Origin of the sequence: Dysgonomonas massiliensis (assembly GCF_900240225.1) — a bacterium.
GTDB lineage: Bacteria > Bacteroidota > Bacteroidia > Bacteroidales > Dysgonomonadaceae > Dysgonomonas > Dysgonomonas massiliensis.
Window position 1 is genome coordinate 42206 of sequence record NZ_OEPV01000010.1, and the last position, 20411, is coordinate 62616.

At 36.4% G+C, this 20411-nt stretch carries 13 protein-coding genes; 11 read left to right on the forward strand and 2 right to left on the reverse strand.

The genetic code is table 11. From position 1 onward, the window contains the following. Window positions 1-3: 3 nt before the first annotated feature. The 11 genes from C1A06_RS11175 (at window position 4) to C1A06_RS15355 (ending at window position 17956) form a co-directional block, all read left to right on the forward strand. Window positions 4-1995 (forward strand): glycoside hydrolase family 97 protein, encoded by a 1992-nt coding sequence (locus tag C1A06_RS11175; protein WP_101690347.1) that lies wholly within the window; start codon window positions 4-6, stop codon window positions 1993-1995. Between the two features lie 9 nt (window positions 1996-2004). Beyond that, window positions 2005-3939 carry a glycoside hydrolase family 127 protein gene (locus C1A06_RS11180; protein ID WP_101690348.1) on the forward strand — a complete coding sequence of 645 codons (1935 nt, stop codon included), beginning with the start codon at window positions 2005-2007 and terminating at the stop codon, window positions 3937-3939. A gap of 6 nt (window positions 3940-3945) precedes the next feature. Continuing rightward, the gene (locus C1A06_RS11185; RefSeq protein ID WP_101690349.1) at window positions 3946-6690 is read left to right on the forward strand and encodes an endo-acting ulvan lysase-like protein; all 2745 of its coding nucleotides are present in this window, start codon (window positions 3946-3948) and stop codon (window positions 6688-6690) included. Continuing rightward, the gene (locus tag C1A06_RS11190; RefSeq protein ID WP_101690350.1) at window positions 6687-8039 is read left to right on the forward strand and encodes a hypothetical protein; all 1353 of its coding nucleotides are present in this window, start codon (window positions 6687-6689) and stop codon (window positions 8037-8039) included. The genes C1A06_RS11185 and C1A06_RS11190 overlap by 4 nt, the downstream gene beginning before the upstream one ends. A gap of 3 nt (window positions 8040-8042) precedes the next feature. Further along, a complete protein-coding gene (locus C1A06_RS11195; RefSeq protein ID WP_101690351.1) occupies window positions 8043-9710 on the forward strand; it encodes a glycoside hydrolase family 43 protein in 1668 nt (555 codons plus the stop codon). A 38-nt stretch (window positions 9711-9748) separates the two neighbouring features. Then, window positions 9749-10960 (forward strand): glycoside hydrolase family 88 protein, encoded by a 1212-nt coding sequence (locus C1A06_RS11200; RefSeq protein WP_245872054.1) that lies wholly within the window; start codon window positions 9749-9751, stop codon window positions 10958-10960. 608 nt (window positions 10961-11568) lie between these two features. Then, window positions 11569-14607 (forward strand): SusC/RagA family TonB-linked outer membrane protein, encoded by a 3039-nt coding sequence (locus tag C1A06_RS11205; RefSeq protein ID WP_101690353.1) that lies wholly within the window; start codon window positions 11569-11571, stop codon window positions 14605-14607. Window positions 14608-14628: 21 nt separating this feature from the next. Continuing rightward, window positions 14629-16095 carry a RagB/SusD family nutrient uptake outer membrane protein gene (locus tag C1A06_RS11210; RefSeq protein WP_101690354.1) on the forward strand — a complete coding sequence of 489 codons (1467 nt, stop codon included), beginning with the start codon at window positions 14629-14631 and terminating at the stop codon, window positions 16093-16095. A gap of 99 nt (window positions 16096-16194) precedes the next feature. Further along, complete coding sequence (locus C1A06_RS11215; RefSeq protein ID WP_101690355.1) at window positions 16195-17304, forward strand: metallophosphoesterase; 1110 nt, start codon at window positions 16195-16197, stop codon at window positions 17302-17304. A gap of 166 nt (window positions 17305-17470) precedes the next feature. After that, window positions 17471-17794 carry an Arm DNA-binding domain-containing protein gene (locus C1A06_RS11220; RefSeq protein ID WP_145996394.1) on the forward strand — a complete coding sequence of 108 codons (324 nt, stop codon included), beginning with the start codon at window positions 17471-17473 and terminating at the stop codon, window positions 17792-17794. 15 nt (window positions 17795-17809) lie between these two features. After that, the gene (locus C1A06_RS15355; protein ID WP_159461413.1) at window positions 17810-17956 is read left to right on the forward strand and encodes a phage integrase SAM-like domain-containing protein; all 147 of its coding nucleotides are present in this window, start codon (window positions 17810-17812) and stop codon (window positions 17954-17956) included. A 345-nt stretch (window positions 17957-18301) separates the two neighbouring features. On the opposite strand, the gene C1A06_RS11225 is transcribed toward C1A06_RS15355, so the two are convergent. Together C1A06_RS11225 and C1A06_RS11230 are read right to left on the reverse strand one after the other, a co-directional pair. Beyond that, the gene (locus tag C1A06_RS11225) at window positions 18302-18988 is read right to left on the reverse strand and encodes a response regulator transcription factor (RefSeq protein ID WP_101690357.1); all 687 of its coding nucleotides are present in this window, start codon (window positions 18986-18988) and stop codon (window positions 18302-18304) included. After that, window positions 18988-20361: a sensor histidine kinase gene (locus tag C1A06_RS11230; protein WP_245872053.1), complete on the reverse strand. Its 1374-nt coding sequence runs from the start codon at window positions 20359-20361 to the stop codon at window positions 18988-18990. Before C1A06_RS11230 ends, C1A06_RS11225 begins: the two co-directional genes overlap by 1 nt. Window positions 20362-20411: the final 50 nt, after the last annotated feature.

Genomic DNA, 20411 nt, shown 5'->3' on the forward strand with positions numbered 1-20411 from the left:
TAAATGAAGAAAGTAGTACTATTAGCACTGTTGTCGTATTTCTGTATGTGGGGATTAGAAGCCCAGAACAAATTGGAGGCAACATACTCTATTGTTGAATCTCCTGATGGAAAATATAAGTTTGAAGTTTATCAAAAAGAAAAGGTAGGAGGTTCAAAACAACTTTATTATAAGCTTACATATGATAATAAATCTATTATAAAAGAATCAGAGTTGGGTATTTTGATCGAAAATAATCTGTTTGAATCGGCTTTAGGAATACCAAACGATTCTTACGAACATTGGGGAGATAATCTTACCTTGATCGACAAACAAACCAAAGCAGTAGACAACATATGGAGTCCCGTTTATGGAGAACGTAGCAAGGTGCGTGACAATTATAAAGAACTGGTACTTAAATTCCAAAAAGGAGATATAGCTGATGCAAAATCATTAGATCAGGGATATGATAAAAGACGTTATTATAGCATGAACTTCGTAGTTCGTGTTTATAACGAAGGAGTAGCTTTCCGCTATCATTTTCCGGAGGCTACAAATGGCCTATTTCTACATATAGTAGGTGAACAAACACAATTTAGCTTACCCGAAGGAACAATGGCTTATTATGAGCGTTGGGCACAAGGTCCATATCTATTGAAACCCTTGAAAAATTGGGGTGATGAATGTGAACGACCATTGACAATGAAGCTGGCAAATGGATTGACTGTTGCTCTTGGCGAAGCTGAAATGGTAGATTATGCACGAATGAAATTCAAATTGAACGATACTAAATCAAATACATTGCAAGCTTCTCTATATAGTTCAGTCGATGTCATAACTCCATATTCTACTCCTTGGCGAGTGATAATGGTTGGAGAAAAACCTATTGATTTGATAGCAAATAATGATATTATTCTAAATCTTAACCCAGAAAACGAGATCAAAGATACTTCGTGGATCAAACCCGGGAAAGTTATTCGTGCAACAAATATGAAGCAGGCCGAGGTCTTGAAATGCGTTGATTTTGCAGCCGAAAGAGGTTTGCAATATATACATATTGATGCCGGATGGTATGGGCCAGAGATGAAAATGAGCTCGGATGCTACAAAAGTACAAGAAAGTCGCGATTTAGATATCCCTGCTATAACAGCTTATGCTGCATCAAAAGGTATAGGTCTATGGGTATATGTCAATCAGCGAGCTCTTGTTCAACAATTGGATGAGATACTTCCACTTTATAAAAAATGGGGTATAAAAGGTATTAAATTCGGCTTTGTACAAATCGGGAATCAACATTGGTCGACATGGTTGCACGATGCTATCCGTAAATGTGCCGAATATGAGATTCTTGTAGATATACATGACGAATACCGTCCTACCGGATTCTCCAGAACATTTCCAAATCTGCTCACTCAAGAAGGCATACGTGGTAACGAAGAATTTCCGGATGCAAAACATAATACAATCCTTCCATTTACCAGATTCTTATGCGGAGCTGGTGATTATACAATCTGTTATTACGACAAACGAATCAAAACAACGCATGCGCATCAATTAGCTATGGCTGCTGTATATTATAGTCCTTTACAATTTTTGTATTGGTATGATCAGCCATCGGCCTATAATAATGAGCTAGAAATCGAATTCTTCGACAAAGTGCATACAGTTTGGGATGATACAAAAATAATTGATGGCGAAATAGGGGAATTTGTGACAATTGCTCGTCAGAAAGATGAAGAGTGGTTTCTTGGGACAATAGGTAATAATGACGAACAAAAACTTGCGACTCCCCTATATTTTCTTGAAGATGGAAGAAAGTATGTTGCCAATATTTATACGGATGACGATAAAATACAGACAAAGACTAAAGTCAGGGTAAGTAGACTAATTGTGACTGCATCTGATATTCTAAACTTTCAACTAAAAGCTAGTGGAGGATGTGCTATTCATTTTGTTCCTGCAACGAAAGGAGATCTGAAAAAATATAAAGGATATAAAAAGAATCAAGTACTATAAAAATATAACATGAGAAAATTATTCGTATTAAGTGCAATAGCACTCTCTATATTATCTGTTAGAGGACAATCGGTATATCCGGGACAGCATGTGGGCAAGCTAAAACAACCTATAACAGGTGAAGTAAAAGCTTACAGTTTCGACTTGAAAGATATCCGTCTTCTTGATTCTCCTTTCAAACAGAATATGAATCGTGAATCGGAGTGGATTATGTCGCTGTCTACCGATAGACTTTTACATAGCTTTCGGAATACGGCCGGAGTGTTTGCAAGTCGCGAAGGTGGATATATGACTGTCGAAAAACTTGGTGGATGGGAGTCTCTGGACTGCGATCTTAGAGGACATAGTACGGGGCATATCCTTTCGGGATTAGCTTATCTGTATGCATCTATGGGCGATGATAAGTATAAACTGAAAGCAGATAGTTTAGTGAGAGGTTTGGCCGAAGTACAAACAGCATTAGAATTGCAAGGACAGAAAGGATATATCAGTGCTTATGCCGAAAATTTGATTAATCGTAATATAGCAGGAAAAAGCGTCTGGGCTCCATGGTATACATTACACAAGATATATGCAGGTCTTTTAGACCAGTATTTATATTGTGACAATAAACAAGCTTTGGATATTATGATTAAGGCTGCTTCGTGGGCTTATCAAAAATTGAAACCTTTGACCCAAGAGCAACGTAAATTGATGCTTCGTAATGAATTCGGAGGGGTCAATGAAGCTTTTTATAACCTATACGCAATAACTGGAAATGCTGATCATAAGTGGCTGGCCGAATTTTTCTATCATGCCGATGTTATCGATCCATTAGCTGAACATAATGGCGACTTATACTTCAAACATGCCAATACATTTATTCCAAAAGTAATAGGAGAAGCACGTAATTATGAACTTCATGCAAATAATCGTTCGAAAGATATTGCACATTTTTTCTGGAATACGGTGATTGCTGAGCAGACATATTGTACGGGAGGAAATAGTCATAAAGAGAAATTTATTCATGCTAATAAGATTTCCGAGAATTTGACTGGATATACGCAAGAGACTTGCAATACGAATAATATGTTAAAACTGACACGTCATCTGTTCTGTTGGGATGCCAATCCAGAGTATGCTGATTATTATGAGAGAGCTTTATATAATCATATTCTTGGTCAGCAGGATCCTGAAACCGGGATGGTAGCTTATTTCTTGCCATTGCTGTCGGGAGCTCATAAAGTCTATAGTACACCCGAGCATTCGTTTTGGTGTTGCGTTGGTACCGGATTCGAGAACCATGCAAAGTATGGCGAAGCAATTTATTATCATAATAATAGTGGTGTATATGTTAATTTATTCATTCCATCGGAACTGATATGGAAAGATAAAGAAATGGTGCTGCGTCAAGAAACTAGTTTCCCCGAAAGTGGTAATGTCGCACTTACTATTTCGGTGAAGAAGCCGGTTAAAACCACATTGAATCTGCGTTATCCGTCGTGGGCTTCGAATGTTGAGGTGAAAGTGAATGGTAAAAAGATCAAAGTAAAACAATCGCCTTCGAGTTATATCGTATTGGATCGTACATGGAACGATGGAGATAAAGTAGAGATAAACTACCCAATGCATTTATATCTGTGCGAAACAAACGACAATCCTAATAAAGCTGCTGTGATGTATGGTCCTCTGGTATTGGCCGGCGCTATGGGTTCTGAAGGAATGACCGGACACGCTCCATTTTCTGATCCATCGTTATATAATGATTACTATACATACGAATATAATATTCCAAGCTCATTGAAGGTTGATTTGCAGTTAGATACTAAGAAATTGTCAAACTCGATAAAGCCCAAAATAGATGAGAAACTTGTATTTGTGGCTATGGATGGAAACATTCGTTTGATGCCAATTCATAAGATACATCATCAGCGATATGTTGTTTACTGGGATCTGAAAAAATAAAATACGATGAAAAGGATATATATATTACTGTTGATTTCGGTATTGGCATGGGCATCCGCTCATGGTCAATCGATACCTCTACCCGATAATTTGCCTCAAGGACATCCTCGCTTGATGACAAGAGATAAGGATAAATCTGCATTGCAGACTCAGGTTAAAAATGAAGCTTGGGCAAAAGATATTTTGACAGGAATCTTGGATCGTATTGATCCGTATGTTGAAAAGACTCAAACTCAGCCCGATTGGCTCTTGTCTCGGTTGATGATGTATTGGAAGAGCAAGGCTGCAAACATTTATATCAACGGAGGAGTATATTCTCATGCCGATGGGCAAGCCCCGGTTCCGACAGTTCGTTTTGGAAGCACTCGCGGAGTAAGCTCATCTATTAAACGTCCGAAGATTGAAGATATAATTCCTTATATGGACGATACCAAAGGCGTCTATTTCCATAATACGGGGAAAGAAGGCAACCCTCTGGAATGGGCAGACCAATCGAATGCTTCTGGCAATGCAATAGAGAGTATCAATGAAGAGATTATGCGTTTGGGTAAAGATGCTGCATTTGTTTATTGGTTGTGCGAAGATGAAAAGTATGCAAAATTTGCTTTTGATCTGTTTGATACCTATATGAATGGTATGTATTATCGTGACGAACCTATTGATATAGGTAATGGTCATGCTCAATCTCTGGTTGGTCTCTCTACGTTCGAAGTCATACAAGAACGTATTCTGAATGAACTTGCATATCTCTACGATTTTCTTTATCCATACATCGAAAAGAAGCATATCGATAAAATAGATTTATATGCATCAGCATTCAAAAAATGGATCGATATCAGTATCAAAAATGGTGTCCCTCACAATAATTGGAATTTGCATAAATCGAAATTCATACTGAAAGTCGCAATGGTTCTGGAGGATAACAAGAATTATACAGATGGTAAAGGACGAGAATATTATATTGATTATATTTTGAATAAGACATCGTCCCGTCAATGGTCGTTAACCCGATTTATGGATTATGGCTATGATAAGAATACTGGTATCTGGAACGAGTGTCCGGGGTATGCTCAGGGCGTAACTCGCGATTTGACCAATTTTATCAGAGATTACGATAATACCTTTAATCAGAATCTTTTGGAATATGTTCCGGTAATGAAAAAAGCTGTCGAAATATTACCTCAATATCTGTTCCCGAATAATCAGATAACAGCTTTCGGAGACACATATTACGGAGGATTAAACACTGAGGCTATGAGCGACATGATTCGCATGGCTCAGAAATACAATAAAAAAGAAGATGAGCAATTATTTACTTCGATGTATAAGCTCTTCGAACCAACTGCAGATGGAAAAGATCAAAATAAACAGAGACTGCCAGCTCAGGTAGCATCTTTCTTTACAGGCAAGCCTCTTTCATTGAACACAAAAATAGGAAAAGGAAAGCTACAAGATTTTGTAACACAGACTTTCTATGCTCCAAATGTAAGTTGGTTCGTACAACGAAATAAATACGATGATCCAGTTAATGGATTGATGATTTCTCAGTATGCATCTTATGGTAACCATGCGCACTCGAATGGTGTGGCTATGGAACTTTATGGCAAAGGACACGTATTAGGTGCCGAATCTGGTATTGGATCATCTTATTTTGAAAAACCTTATTTGGAATATTATTCTCAGTTCCCGGCACACAATACAGTAATGGTAGATGGTATATCGAAATATCCCGAGATGCTGAGCAATCATTCGTTTGATCTATTGGCATCGTATCCTCAATCGGGCCAAAAAGAAGGGCTCTATTCAGGTATAACCTATTCGGATGTGTATTTTCTTGAACCTGAAAGCCGCAGCGATCAAAATCGTTTGTTGAGCATTGTCAGTACAGGTAAGACAACAGGGTATTATGTTGATATTTTTCGTTCAAAGAAGCAACGTAAAGGAGATAAATTTCATGATTATTTCTATCATAATTTAGGACAAGAATTATTTATTCAAAATACCAAAGGTGAAAATTTAGAGCTCCTACCTAGTGATGAGATGGCTTTTGCCGGAGGACACTTATTTGCTCTAGATTATATGTGGGATAAACGCTCGGCAAAAACCGATAGAGACTATCAAGCTATCTGGAAAATGAGTTATCCTGATGGTAATAATATATACATGAATCTATGGATGAAAGGTTATGATGGACGCGAAATTTTTTCGATTAAAGCGCCATCATGTAAAGCTTTTCGCTCTAATGTCGATTTTCCCTACGAAGTTAATAAAGCGCCTTATCTGACTATTGCCGCCCGCCAGCATGGCGAGGCTTGGAATCGTCCTTTCGTTTCGATATTCGAACCTACGACAGAACAAGAAGGACGTTCTATCGAATCAATAAAGTCTTTCGATGCAGATAATAAAGTATCTGACGATTTTGTAGGAATCAAAGTCAAGAGTAGGTCGGGTAGGATAGATTATATTTTTTCTTCTATCGTCAATGAGCTTGTTAAATATAAAGAAATGTCAGTTAAAGGTACTTATGCCGTCATCAGCAGAAACGGAGAAGACTTTACTTTATTTCTAGGTAATGGAACTTACATAGAAGGCTTTGGATTTTCGATAGAAGCGGATCAACCTACCAATGCAGTTTTAGAATTCAAGAACGGTGAATATTTCTTTACATGTGAAAAAAGTGTGATGTTAAGAACTGCAAAAGGGAATCGTATAAATATTGACAAAATAGGTTACAAGAGAATAAAACTATGAAAAAAATTATAACGGCAATTATTCTGTATTTGCTTCTAGGATTTGTTTCCGTAGTCTGTGCCAAGTCTGTAATAATTTCGAGTTTGAAAGAGTTATCCTCATATGCACATACGGATGGTAATAAGATACGTTTGAAACCTGGTATCTATAAAATATCCGATTTTCTTACGGCAGATTCTATTGCTGCAAAGTTGGAGCGAAAAGATTTTCAGTACTTCAATTTCAGAGGTAATAATAATTACTTTGATTTGAGAGGAGTCGAGTTTGAGATTGATACGAAATTACGTGAATTATTGAAATATCCGATACATACCAACGAAATTATCATTTCAGGTAATGGCAATACTTTCGTAGGACTAAATATTAGATGTATTGGCGATGGTCTTTCGCCTGGAGGGGCAACATTGGAGGTCTCGGGAGAAAATAATACGATCAAAGATTTTAAGCTTTGGGTAAAAGGTTCTTTCCCTTATGGTTACGGTGATCTATTCGGTAAGGGAGGACCGGATGTTATTAGTCATAAGAAGCAAAGTGGTTTCCTTGTGACGGGCAGTTATACGAATATTTATAGATGTAAACTGTTTATGCAATCGTTTGGACATGGCTTCTTCATTCAAAAAGATGCAGGGAATATTTATTTCGAGGATTGTTATGTGGAAGGTAATGTACGCTCTACCGATGATGTTTTGGCAGAAACATCAGGACCAGCATTTGATGTAAAATTCCGTACTTGGACTCCTAACAGGGAAGGAGAATATATTGTAACGCCCGGCTATATGAAATCGCTTTGTGAAGATGGTTTCAGAACATATGGTCAGAATAAAAACATACGATTTAAAAACTGCACAGCTAAAAATACGCGAGGAGGATTCGAATTGCGTACAAATGGAGGGGTTGATTTGGATGGCTGTGAAGTTATAGGTGTTGAACGTGGCTTTTGGTTTGGGAACAATGCCATAGCTAAAAATTGTAAAGGCGATGCCATGTATGGGCCTTTATTATTTCTGGAAGGTAGCAACACTGATATAGAAATCGAAGTCTTATCGCGAGAGTCAGATCGCAAAGTCCATGCCTTGGCTACTATACAAGGAAATAATAATAAGGTTATTCTAAAATCAGAGCAAGGTAAGCAACGTATGCAATCATTACCAATATTGGTAGGTTATACACATCCCGAACATGGAGAAGCTATGTCGCCTTATGGTTTTGGAGCATGTTCTAATCTGGAACTATACAATTCGACAAATATGCCTATAGTCATAAGCGATCATACAAACGATTGTTCGGTACATACCAATTCTGTTGTCGAAGATGGAGGTACGAATAATATTATAAAATATTTGAAATAAATCATGAGGAAAATACTATTGATTATAAGCCTTGTTTTATCGGCTGCAATTTCAGCTCAGACATATGTTTCAGACGTTTGGGTAGCTGATAAAGGTAATGATACTTATAAGAATCCGATTCTTTATGCCGACTATTCCGATCCGGACGTGATCAGAGTGGGAGATGACTATTATATGACGGCATCTAGTTTCAATTGTGTTCCTAGTCTACCAATTCTACATTCGAAAGATCTGGTCAATTGGAAAATTGTAAACTATGCTTTGACCGACCTAAATCTGGAAGGTGTTGTTCCCACAAACTTTTTCGATAAGGTACAACATGGGAGAGGAGTCTGGGCTCCTTGTATACGATATCACAATGGTGAGTATATGATTTACTGGGGAGATCCTGATTTTGGGATTTATGTTGTAAAGACCAAAGATATTCTGGGCAGATGGGATAAGCCAATCTTGGTTTTACCCGGAAAAGGACGTATCGATCCAAGTCCTCTGTTTGATGATGATGGTAAAGTATATCTGACTCATGCTTGGGCAGGTAGCCGTGCTCAGATGAATAGCATTATGACCATTTGCGAACTGAACGAAGAGGGGACGAAAGTAATTAGTGAAGAATCACTCATATATGATGGGCTATTGCATGGTAATCATACGACTGAAGGAGGAAAATTCTATAAAAAAGATGGATATTATTACCTGCTTGCTCCTGCCGGAGGTGTAGAAATGGGTTGGCAGATAGCTCTTAGATCGAAAAGTATATACGGGCCTTATGAAATGAAGAAAGTAATGGCGCAAGGTAGTACTAATATCAACGGACCACATCAGGGTGGATTGGTAGAAACTCAAACCGGCGAGTGGTGGTTCATACATTTTCAGGATAAAGGAGCTTATGGACGTATAATTCATCTGCAACCCGTGAATTGGAAAGATGGATGGCCTATTATGGGTATCAACGATAAAGATTATTGTGGTGAGCCTGTTTTAGAATATAAGAAACCTAATGTTGGTAAAGTTTATCCAAAAGAGACTCCAATAGAGAGTGATGAGTTTAATTCGCCGAAACTAGGTCTACAATGGTCATGGCATGCTAATCCGCAACAAACATGGGGATATGCCTCGAATCTTGGATATTACAGAATGTATGGACAATACTATCCAGATAACTTCAGTAATTTCTGGGATATTCGAAATCTGCTGATGCAAAAACTTACAGCCCCTGAATTTACGGCTACAATGAAGTTGACAGCAGTTCTTCAGAACGAAGGAGATAAGGCTGGATTGATAATGATGGGATGGGATTATTCATACTTAGCATTAGTCAGGTCAGCATCAGGGTATTGCTTAGAGCAGATCGTTTGTAAAGACGCTGAACAAAAAAATAAAGAACATAGAGTAGTTCAAATGGAACTCAATGATTTGAAAACCGAGGTTAAATATAACTATCAAACCAAGTTGGAGAATGTTGAGTTTTACTTTAGAGTGAAAGTAAAAGAAGGTGGCTTATGTGAATTTTCTTATAGTGCAGATGGTGTGAAATTTTTTCCGATTGGAAAAATATTCAAAGCCCGACAAGGTAAATGGATTGGTGCCAAAACGGGAATGTTTATACTCAATAAAGAGCAAAATACACAACGGTCGTGGATTGATATAGATTGGTTTAGAATAACGAAATAAATAATATAATTTAGAAATATATGCAACTTGTGAAATTTATAAGAAGAATTAGCTTGGCTATTTCTTTTGTGGAACTATTGTCTTGTTCTTCAGCCGAAAAAACTCCTAATTTGGATGTTAATAGACAACTGTCTTATTGTAATGTTCAGTTGAATAAGACTTTAACAAGCATAGGTGATACTGTATTGGTTCCGCGTAATATTCTGACAGGACAAAGGGATTGGAATTTAGTTCAGGTAGATATAACAGAATGGACAGTAGGCTTTTGGCCGGGAATCTTGTGGTATGACTATGAGGCTTCCATGCAGAATGAAATGAAAAACCATGCGATTCATTATACTGAACTATTAAAGCCTCTGACAACTTTACCTGCATATGATCACGATTTAGGGTTTCAGCTATTTTGCAGTTATGGTAATGCTTATCGCTTAACGGGAAAGGAAGAATATAAACAAATCGTACTAAATGCTGCTGATACTCTTGCTACGCTGTTCAATCCCAAGGTTGGAACAATTCTTTCGTGGCCTAGAGAAGTAGAGCCAAACAATTGGCCTCACAATACGATCATGGATAATATGATGAACCTTGAGATGCTGTACTGGGCTGCCAAAAATGGGGGAGATGAAAAATTATACGATATTGCTACTAAGCATGCTGAGACTACTATGAAGCATCAGTTTCGTGAAGATGGAGGTAACTATCATGTCGCTGTTTATGATACTATCAGCGGAAATTTCATAAAAGGGGTAACACATCAAGGATATGCCGATAGTACGCTTTGGGCACGAGGACAAGCATGGGCTATCTATGGTTATACAATGGTATATCGTGAAACTCGAGATAAGGAATTCTTACGTTTTGCAGAAAAAGTCACAGATCTATATTTGGCAAGGCTTCCTAGAGGAGAATATGTCCCTTTCTGGGATTTTGATGCACCTAATATTCCGAACGAGCCACGCGATGCTTCAGCTGCTGCAATTGTATCTTCAGCTCTGTTAGAGTTGTCACAAATTGAAGATGATAAAAACAAAGCAGATGAGTATAAAGCTGCTGCTATAAACATGCTGATAGAGTTATCATCAGATAAATATCAAAGTGGAGATAGCGCATCTTCTTTCCTATTGCATTCAACTGGGCATTGGCCTAATGGATCTGAAATTAATGCTTCTATAAACTATGCTGATTATTATTACATTGAGGCTTTAGTAAGATATAAGAGGATGAAAGAAGGGTTGAATGTTGTTGAATGACCTGATATAAAATATGAATAACAAGAGCAATTATATAAATTTATATAATTGCTCTTGTTATAATTTGTATGTATTACTAAGACAAAACTGTAGTTGCTAATTTTTTGGGATAAGATAAAGGATTAATTATATCTTAAAACCCTATCATTATATTCAAATAATCTAAACGTCTCGAAAACGTTATAGATCAATAAAAAAGGTTTAGAAGTAATTCTAAACTTTTGATTCTCAGGTGGCCTCGGAGGGGATCGAACCATTTTCCTATTGATTAAGAGCCGTAATTGACTAGATTTTAGATGTTTTATTCTGTTTTAAGTAGTCAATGGCTCGCTGGTTTCCAATACTTTATGCGATTTTTAATTTTCTCTTGTTTACATCCTTTTTCATTGTTTTCCAAAGTTATATGCAAAACGTGCGTAACTAAGAAGAATAGTCAATTTGTAAAGAAAACAACCAGAATAAGATAGAATACACTCTTGTTTCTCCTCTTTTGTATGGATTTTAATAATAGAAATATCTATTTGTTTTAACATATATTTTACTGGGTAGAGAAAAAATGTTATATTTATTGACTCTTAGTTGAAAAATATTAAACTTAATCTGTACCTATGAAAATTAAAATTTTATTTATCTATCTGTTTTTATTGAGCTTTGCAATAGCCCATGCGCAGAATGTAACAGTGAGTGGGACAATTGTTGATAACTTGAATGAACCCCTAATTGGGGTTTCGGTTGCTGTCAAAGGGACAACTACGGGAGTGTCCTCAGATCTTGACGGAAAATACAGTATCCAGGCACCAGAAAACTCTCGTTTGGTGTTTTCTTTTGTAGGAATGCATGCTCAGGAACTAACTGTACCCAAGGGTGGAGGAACATTAAATGTAACGCTCCTATATAATGATCAAATATTAGGAGAAGTTATTGTAACTGGCTATGGTACTTATAAAAAATCAGCATACGCCGGTTCTGCATCAACTGTTAAAACCGAAAATCTGGAAGATATTCCAGCAGTAGACTTTACAACGATGTTGCAAGGAAATGCTCCGGGAGTATCAATTACATCACTTTCAGGACAACCAGGAGGCAGCACTAGTGTCCGGATTAGAGGTATGGGTTCCATCAATGCATCGAATAGTCCTTTGTATGTAATTGATGGTATTCCAGTTATATCAGGAAACGTATCATCTAGTACAAGTAATAATGCCGGTCTGGATATGATGTCTACTATAAATCCATCAGATATCGAGAATATTACTGTTATAAAAGATGCTTCGGCAGCATCACTCTATGGTTCGCGCGCAGCAAATGGCGTTATATTAGTTACGACAAAATCGGGTAAAGCAGGTAAACCGGTCTTTAATCTTAAAGCCGATTTTGGGTTTTCAAGGCAAGCGACTGATTACCGTGAGGTTATGAATGGACCTCAAAGACGTGAAATGCTAATGGAAGGCCTTCGAAACCAAGCTGTATATATTAAAAATATGACAGATCAGACTGAAATAGACGCATATGTACAAGACAATATTGACACATATGCTCCAATACCATGGAGTGGTTGGGCAGACTGGAAAAAAGAGCTGTTTAGAGAAAATGCACCTTTCCAGAATATTGATTTTTCAGCTTCAGGAGGAGACAAAAAACTGTCGTATTATATGTCTTTAGCACATACAAAACAAGAAGGACTCTCATATCAATCTGGTTTTAACCGTCTTTCGGGTAGACTTAATGTTAAATATCAAATGACTGATCGTTTAGAGCTTGGCGCAAATATACTTTACTCGCATATTTCGCAAGATGTAAACTCTGAAGGAGGAGCCTATGCATCTCCAATATATACGTCGCGCCATAAAATAACTGCCTCAGAGCCAGTGTATAACGAAGATGGTACTTTCTTTACAGATTTCTTCTCTAATGGCCCTAGAAATCCTGTAGAAGCTATGAAATATAATACTAGAACTGAAAAAATTGACAGATCATTTAACACGGTTTTCGCAAATTATAAATTTATGGATGGTCTCGTATTTAATACTACATTCAGCTACGACCATAGTAATAATAATTACAGATCATGGAGTGATCCTCGTACCAATGACGGAGGAAAAGATAATGGTATTCTTAGTATCTATAGAAGACAACGAGATCAAATTGTCTGGAAGAATAATTTGACATATGTAAAAACATTTGCAGAAAAGCACAACCTCGATATACTAGGAGGTTATGAGGTGAATCAATATAAATCTGATTATCTTTTTGGTGAAAAGACTAATTTTCCGTCAACGGATAAAGTTTATCCATCTAATGGAGCAGAACCTAAAAATGTAGCAGGTTATTTATCAAGTTGGAGATTGTTGTCTTATCTATCGAGAGCAAATTATAATTTCAACGAAAAGTATTTTTTTGGTGCGAGTGTTCGTGTTGACGGTACGTCTAGATTAAGCCCTAGTCAACGATGGGGAACATTCTGGTCTGTCTCTGGTGCTTGGAGAGTATCAGAAGAAGCATTCATGAAATCTCTTGATCCAGTATTGTCAGATGTGAAACTTAGGGCTTCATACGGGACAAATGGAACGCCTCCTAGCAATGATTATTATTATTTGGATTTAACAAAATTTACTTATCCATACAATAAAGCTCCAGGAATTGCCGAAGAACAAATCGGTAACAAAAACCTGAAATGGGAGAAACAAGAAAATTTAAATATAGGAGTTGATTTCCGCTTATTTGAACGAATTGGCGTATCATTTGAGTGGTATAACCGCCAATCATCAGACCTTATTAATCCATCGCCAATATCTTATACTACTGGTTTTAAGGAGTTCATGGATAATGTTGGAGTGCTGCGTAATAGAGGTGTTGAATTAGATATATCGGCTGATATTTTAAGAACTAAAGACTTTACTTGGAATTCGCATTTAAATTTTGGCTACAATAAAAATGAGATAGTAGAATTAGCTACTGGTGAAAAAGAATTAAGGGATGGCTCCTTTATTCGTCGTGTTGGTAAACCTTGGTACAGCTACCATGTGGTGGAATTTGCAGGAATAAATCCAGATACGGGAGTCCCTCAATTCTATGTAAATGATCCGGAAAGTGATAATCCGAAAGAAATTACTGAAAATTATAAAGAAGCAAATAGAATATTGTATAAGCAAGCGACCCCTAAGTTAACCGGTGGTTGGACTAACTCATTAAAGTATAAAATTGTGGATCTGAATTTTACATGGACATTTACACTTGGCGGATATTCTTATGACAGTGGTGCTCAGAAGACTGAAACCGCTGGATCTAATGGATATGATAATATACCGCAATACTACAGTAAAAGATGGCAGAAACCAGGTGATAAAACCAGTATAGAAAAATATATGGTGGGAAATCAGTATGACATGAGTAAAAATATAACATCAAGAAGAATTCACTCAACAGACCATTTCCGATTAAAAAATATAACGCTGGGACTTACTATTCCAAAGAATATAGTTAATCGTGTTAAGCTCAACAATGTAAGGCTGTATATGTCTGCTGTTAATTTACTGACATTTGCTAAATATGATAATTACGATCCCGAAGTGCCAATCAATGGTGTTGTATATTTCGAATCTCCGAAATTAAAGACAATCACATTCGGTATTGATATTAAATTTTAATTCCTCAAAAAATATCATAATATGAAAAAAATAATATTACTATTAATTATTGGAACTTGCATTTTTTCTTCTTGTGGAGATAGTTGGCTCGATAAATCAACACCATCTACATCTGATGAAAGCTCAAAAGTAATTACATCTGCCAGAGAAGCTCAATATGCATTGAATGGAATATACTTTATCATGCGCAAATATGAATATTATGGTGCGCGTTATACATACTATGGGGATGTTACTGGTGAGGATATGCAAGCAAATGGCGATACAAAGCGGGCTTCAAATTATTATCTTTTTAATTTCAATAAAGAAAATGCACCAGCTTCCTTTTGGGAATATCCATATCAAGTCATAAGAAATGCTAATAATGTACTTGAATTCCTAGAAAGTATAGCTGATAGCGATATGACAGAAGAACTTCTTGATATTAAAGGGCAAGCTCTTGCACTTAGAGCTATGGGACATTTTGATTTAGTAAAAGTTTTCGGGGCTCCATTTACTAAAGATAATGGAGCATCGCTAGGTGTACCGATCGAATTGAAGAAAAAAGATCCGAAACATAAGCCAGCAAGAAATACAGTAGCTGAGGTATACAAGCAAGTCATCACAGATTTGTCGGATGCAATAGAGCTATTGAGCGCCGCTCAAAATAATGGCCAAATCAATAAGTTTGCAGCACAACAACTTCTAGCTAGAGCATATCTATATACAGATGATAATAAAAATGCTTATACTACTATAACTAATATGATTGAAGAGGCAGAAAAGCCTGCTTCTAAGACAAAAGGACAATACACTTTGTGGACTAATGAAGAATATAGTACTGTATGGTCAAAAGATTTTACTAAAGAGATTTTGTTTGGTCTTGCTGTTCATTCTGATGAGATAAAAGATAGTAAAGAATTCATAGGATACCTTATGTGGCGATCTGGTTATGATGATATCATTCTGACTTACGATTATGTAGATTTATTAAGTGCTGATCCTGATGATGTCAGACTTGAGGTAGTAACTAAATATGTGAAAGATAAAGGTAAACCAAAAGAAAAGATATTGTATTATCTCAATAAGTATCCGGGAAATGCAGACGCTCAGGAAAATCCGACATATGCTGATATCCCAGTACTTCGTTTGTCAGAAGCATATTTGATTGCTGCCGAGGCAGCAGTTAAACTGAATGATAACACAAATGCTGTTAAGTATCTGAATGCTATAGTTTCGCGTGCAAATCCTGAAAAATCAGTAACAGGTACAGTGACTCTAGATCAGGTGCTTACAGAGCGCAGAAAAGAACTAGTTGGAGAAGGGCATCGTCTTTTCGACGCAATGCGCAATAATAAACGTATTGAGCGTAAAGGAGCTTCACATACATCGCCATTATTGACTGATGAGTCTCGTTCGTTTGATAGAAGTTATTTTAAAACATTAATGTCGATCCCTAAAAGAGAAATGGATCTCAATAAAAATATGATTAATAATCCGGGATATTGATATTCAATTCGTGAAATAATCTATTTATATCTAAAAGAGTAATTCTTGATAGAGAGTTACTCTTTTAGTTCCTTATGTAAATATAAATTAAGTCGAGTTATGAGATATTTGAAACTTATTACTGCTATCTATTTCCTATCCTTTCTATTCTCATGGAGCCAAGAAATTGAAGAGAAGGTTATATATAATGATGGTCCATACATTTTCCAATATCAGGATACATTTAAGATAATAAAAGTGTCAGATGGGAATCTAAGTATAGAAAAAACGGCAGAAGAGCCATCCTCATTCGTCGTAAAATCAGATTGTAATGAACATGAATTTAGGGTGAAATTACATCCAATAATACGTCCTGAGTATGCGTATGATTCTCCAGAAAAATTAATTGTAATATCTGATCCTCATGGTAATTTAGACGCTTTTTTGTCAATACTTCGTGCGCAAGAGGTTATTGATGATAAATATAACTGGACATTCGGAACAAATCATTTGATGATTATTGGTGATGTTTTTGATAGAGGTAATGATGTATTACCAATATTTTGGCTTATCTACAAGCTCGAAGGAGAAGCTATCCAGAAAGGCGGTAGAGTCCATTTTTTGCTAGGCAACCATGAAGAGCTTGTATTGCGCAATGACATTAGGTATGTAGAAGATAAATACAAGTATCTTGCCGAAGAACTAAATGTTGAATACAATGAACTTTGGAATAGAAATAGTATCCTTGGTAGATGGTTATCTACACGTAACACAATAGAGATAATCGGAGATAATTTATTTGTTCACGCTGGCCTGAGTAAGGAGTTTTTAGATCAAAAATGGTCGATTCCTCAGCTAAATGACTCTGTGAGTTCATTTCTTGGAGAGCCAAGGATTGAAAGGAATAAGTCTGATATCGGTAAATTTCTATATGGAAGTAACGGCCCTTTGTGGTATCGGGGAATGGTTCGAGATGATATTAAATACAATCCTATTTCAGAAGAAGATGTAGATGCTATACTAAAACGATATAATGTAAAGCATATATTTTTAGGGCACACAATATTTCCTGAAGTTCATAGCTTTTATAATGGAAAAGTCATTGGAGTGAATGTTAACAATAAGAAGAATAAAGAGAACAATCTCAGTCGCGGTGTTTTGATCAAGAGAAACAAGCGATACTTAATCTATGATGATCTTTTGCGTAATAATGAAATGGGTTCCCATTGATTAGTGAGAGGTGTTTTGAGATTTTATCCCTTCAAACATCCTCTTCTCAAAAATCGCAAACACAACCGTTCAACTTATATATAATGTTTTTAAGGGATATATCGAATGTAACTTTTAAACAACATTCGTGTATACCCATTCTAAAGACGGCGTAGCTGTCGCCGCAATGATCTATACGCGCAAAGCCAATGTACAAGGAAAATATCCTGTTAAAATCAGAGTCAATCAGAATCGTGTAAGACAATATTATCCGATAGGTAAATCGCTGACACGTGAAGAGTGGGAGAAACTGCCCACAGAACGGTCAAAAGAGGCAAAATGTCTTCGTGAAGAAATTGAAAGCAGTTTCTATCTGGTCAAAGACAACGTTTCATCCCTGCTCGAAAGAGACGAATTCTCCTTTCACCTGCTTGACACGCGGTTGGGAAAGTCAACGCGCGATACCCAGAACAATGCGATCCGTTCCAGAATTAAGACCCTTGAAAAATGAGAACGTATAGGTACGATGCAGACTTATAAAGAAACCCTTCGCCTGCTTACCGAGTTTGCAGGAGACAACATCAGTTTCGACATGATTACACTACAATGGCTCAAACGCTGCGAAATCTTCTGGCTGTCCAAAGGCAAGGGATATACAACCATCGGCATGTAGATGCGCAATATCCGTACTTTGATGAATGAAGTTCGCAGGTATATTTATATTCAAACACTCAAAACGTCACGAATAAAGAAAAAAGCGACTAGATAATTAAATCTAATCTCATTATATAAAATTGGTAACTTCGGAGGTTTTCTCTCTTAATGGATAAATTATCATTTTGTTATATTCTTACATAAGACGCGCCATAATGAGTTCGTGACGATTAAATATGTCCATTTTGTCTTTGTATCGGCAGACCATTGTAAGCTAAACTTCTCCTATAAAATGTAGAGATTATTCTTGAATACATAAGCAACTATGCAATTATTTCATATTTCCTTTGGTTATATTCTCCTATTACACTATCAACTTATACCCAATCCCTCTTACATTTATGATTTTTATTCTGTCGTCTTTATTTAGTTTATGCCTCAGTTTAGTAATAAATACATGTAAACTTTTTGTGTTGAAAAAACTGTCATCTCCCCAAAGATCAAGTAAAATACTTTGCGTTTCTACTACATTGTTTTTGTTGATACACAATCGTTTTAAGATTTCAGACTCACGATGCGATAACTCTTCTTGTTCTCCAATATATGACAGTATTTGTGTTACAGCATTGAAATGATAATCACCAATCGTAAATTCACTTGTGTTTTTTCCCCCCTGAGCAATTTGTACTCTTCCCACTAAAGCCTTTATTCTTACAATCAGCTCCTGCATATTGAACGGTTTTTTCAGGTAGTCATTAGCACCAAGTTCAAAACCTTCTACAACATCCTTGATGGCCGATCGTGCTGTAAGAAAAAGAATAGGGGTTGTTTTATCTGTTTGCCGTATCTTATTGACCATTTCAAAACCATCTAGTTCAGGCATCATTACATCTGCTACCAAAATGTCAGGACGAACGTCAAAGAACAATTTTAATCCCTCGATTCCATTCTCTCCCATCGTTATATCAAAACCTTGATCGGTTAGCGTATCATTGATAATCATGGCAAGTGTTTGCTCGTCTTCGGCAAGTAATACTTTTATCTTTTCCATTATTCATTGGGTATTTTTATTGTAAACTCAGAACCTTTTCCTACAGTACTTACAACATCAATTGTTCCCCCATGTTTTTCTATAATTGTTTTCACATAGAAGAGTCCTATTCCGTAGCCTTTAGCGTTATGCTTATTGCCTTGAGGTACACGATAGAATTTTTCGAACAAAAACTTTTGTTTTTCCTGAGCAATTCCAATTCCATTGTCTTTTACTTTTATTGTAGTATATCTGCTATCCTTGCAGGCAAGTATATTTATAACAACAATTCCTTTAGAGTATTTGATAGAATTGTCAATCAAATTACTGATTACATTATTCAGATGAGTTTTATCGGCATATATCGTTAGGTCGTCAGGCTGCACATCGAGATTAAATTCAACTTCCCTTTCTGTTTTCATCCGATGTTGCTCTGTTAATACTTCCAGCATACTTTTAATAAAAATATCTTCTTTTTTAAGGATAAGTTTCAAGCGACGTTCCATGCTCATAGATAATATCTGCTCTACCAAACTACTCAGATTTTCTAATTGACCTTTGGTTATAGCTAAATATTCTTCTCGACGTTTCTTATTGTCTCCCTGTCCAAAATTGAGCAAAGCATCTGTAGCAGAATAAGCTACAGCTATCGGTGTTTTCAGTTCGTGGGTCATATTATTTGTAAAATCGTCCTTCATTTCGTCTAATGTCTTTTGCTGAAAAATTGTCCTAATCAGATACCAAAATGCAAAAGCCAAAATAAGGATGATAAGCGCTGTTGTAGCCAGAATCCCGAACATTTGAGATAGAATGGTTTTTGTCAATGCTTCGAAATATACTCTATATCCCAATTGGTTAGTCGAGTCGTATGTATAATCAAACACAAATGGAGATTTATTTATTTCTGTTATATCTAAATTATGTATAACGCTATCTTTTGTAAAATCAACAACCTCAATCTTATATATAGTAGATTTAATTCCTCGTACTTCTAATGCAGGCAATAGAGCTGCATGAAGTGTGTCTAATCTGATTGGTGCAATTGAATCCATCGCTTGGTGCATAAGTTCACGAATCATTATCCCTAATTTTTCAAATTGAGCTAAGCTAAATTCCTCATCACCTATTTCTTCTTTGCTATCCTGTACTGTATCTCCACTTTGGACGACTCGTTTACTTTTAACCATTCCCCCTGATTCGGATGAGTTTTCTTCTTTATCATCATTATTTTCGAAAGATTGGGTAATTGATATTACGCCTTTAGGTTTATCCTCATCTGATGAGCTCTCTAAACTATCCATTCTGAATTCTAATTCATAAGAATTAGCAATATTCAGGCATTCAAAGATGTTCTTTTCGGTTTCAGTTTCAATAGTATTATATAAGCTACTCAACCAAAAAAGTTGAGCAATAAAAACCATAAACAATGAGCCTATAATAGAAA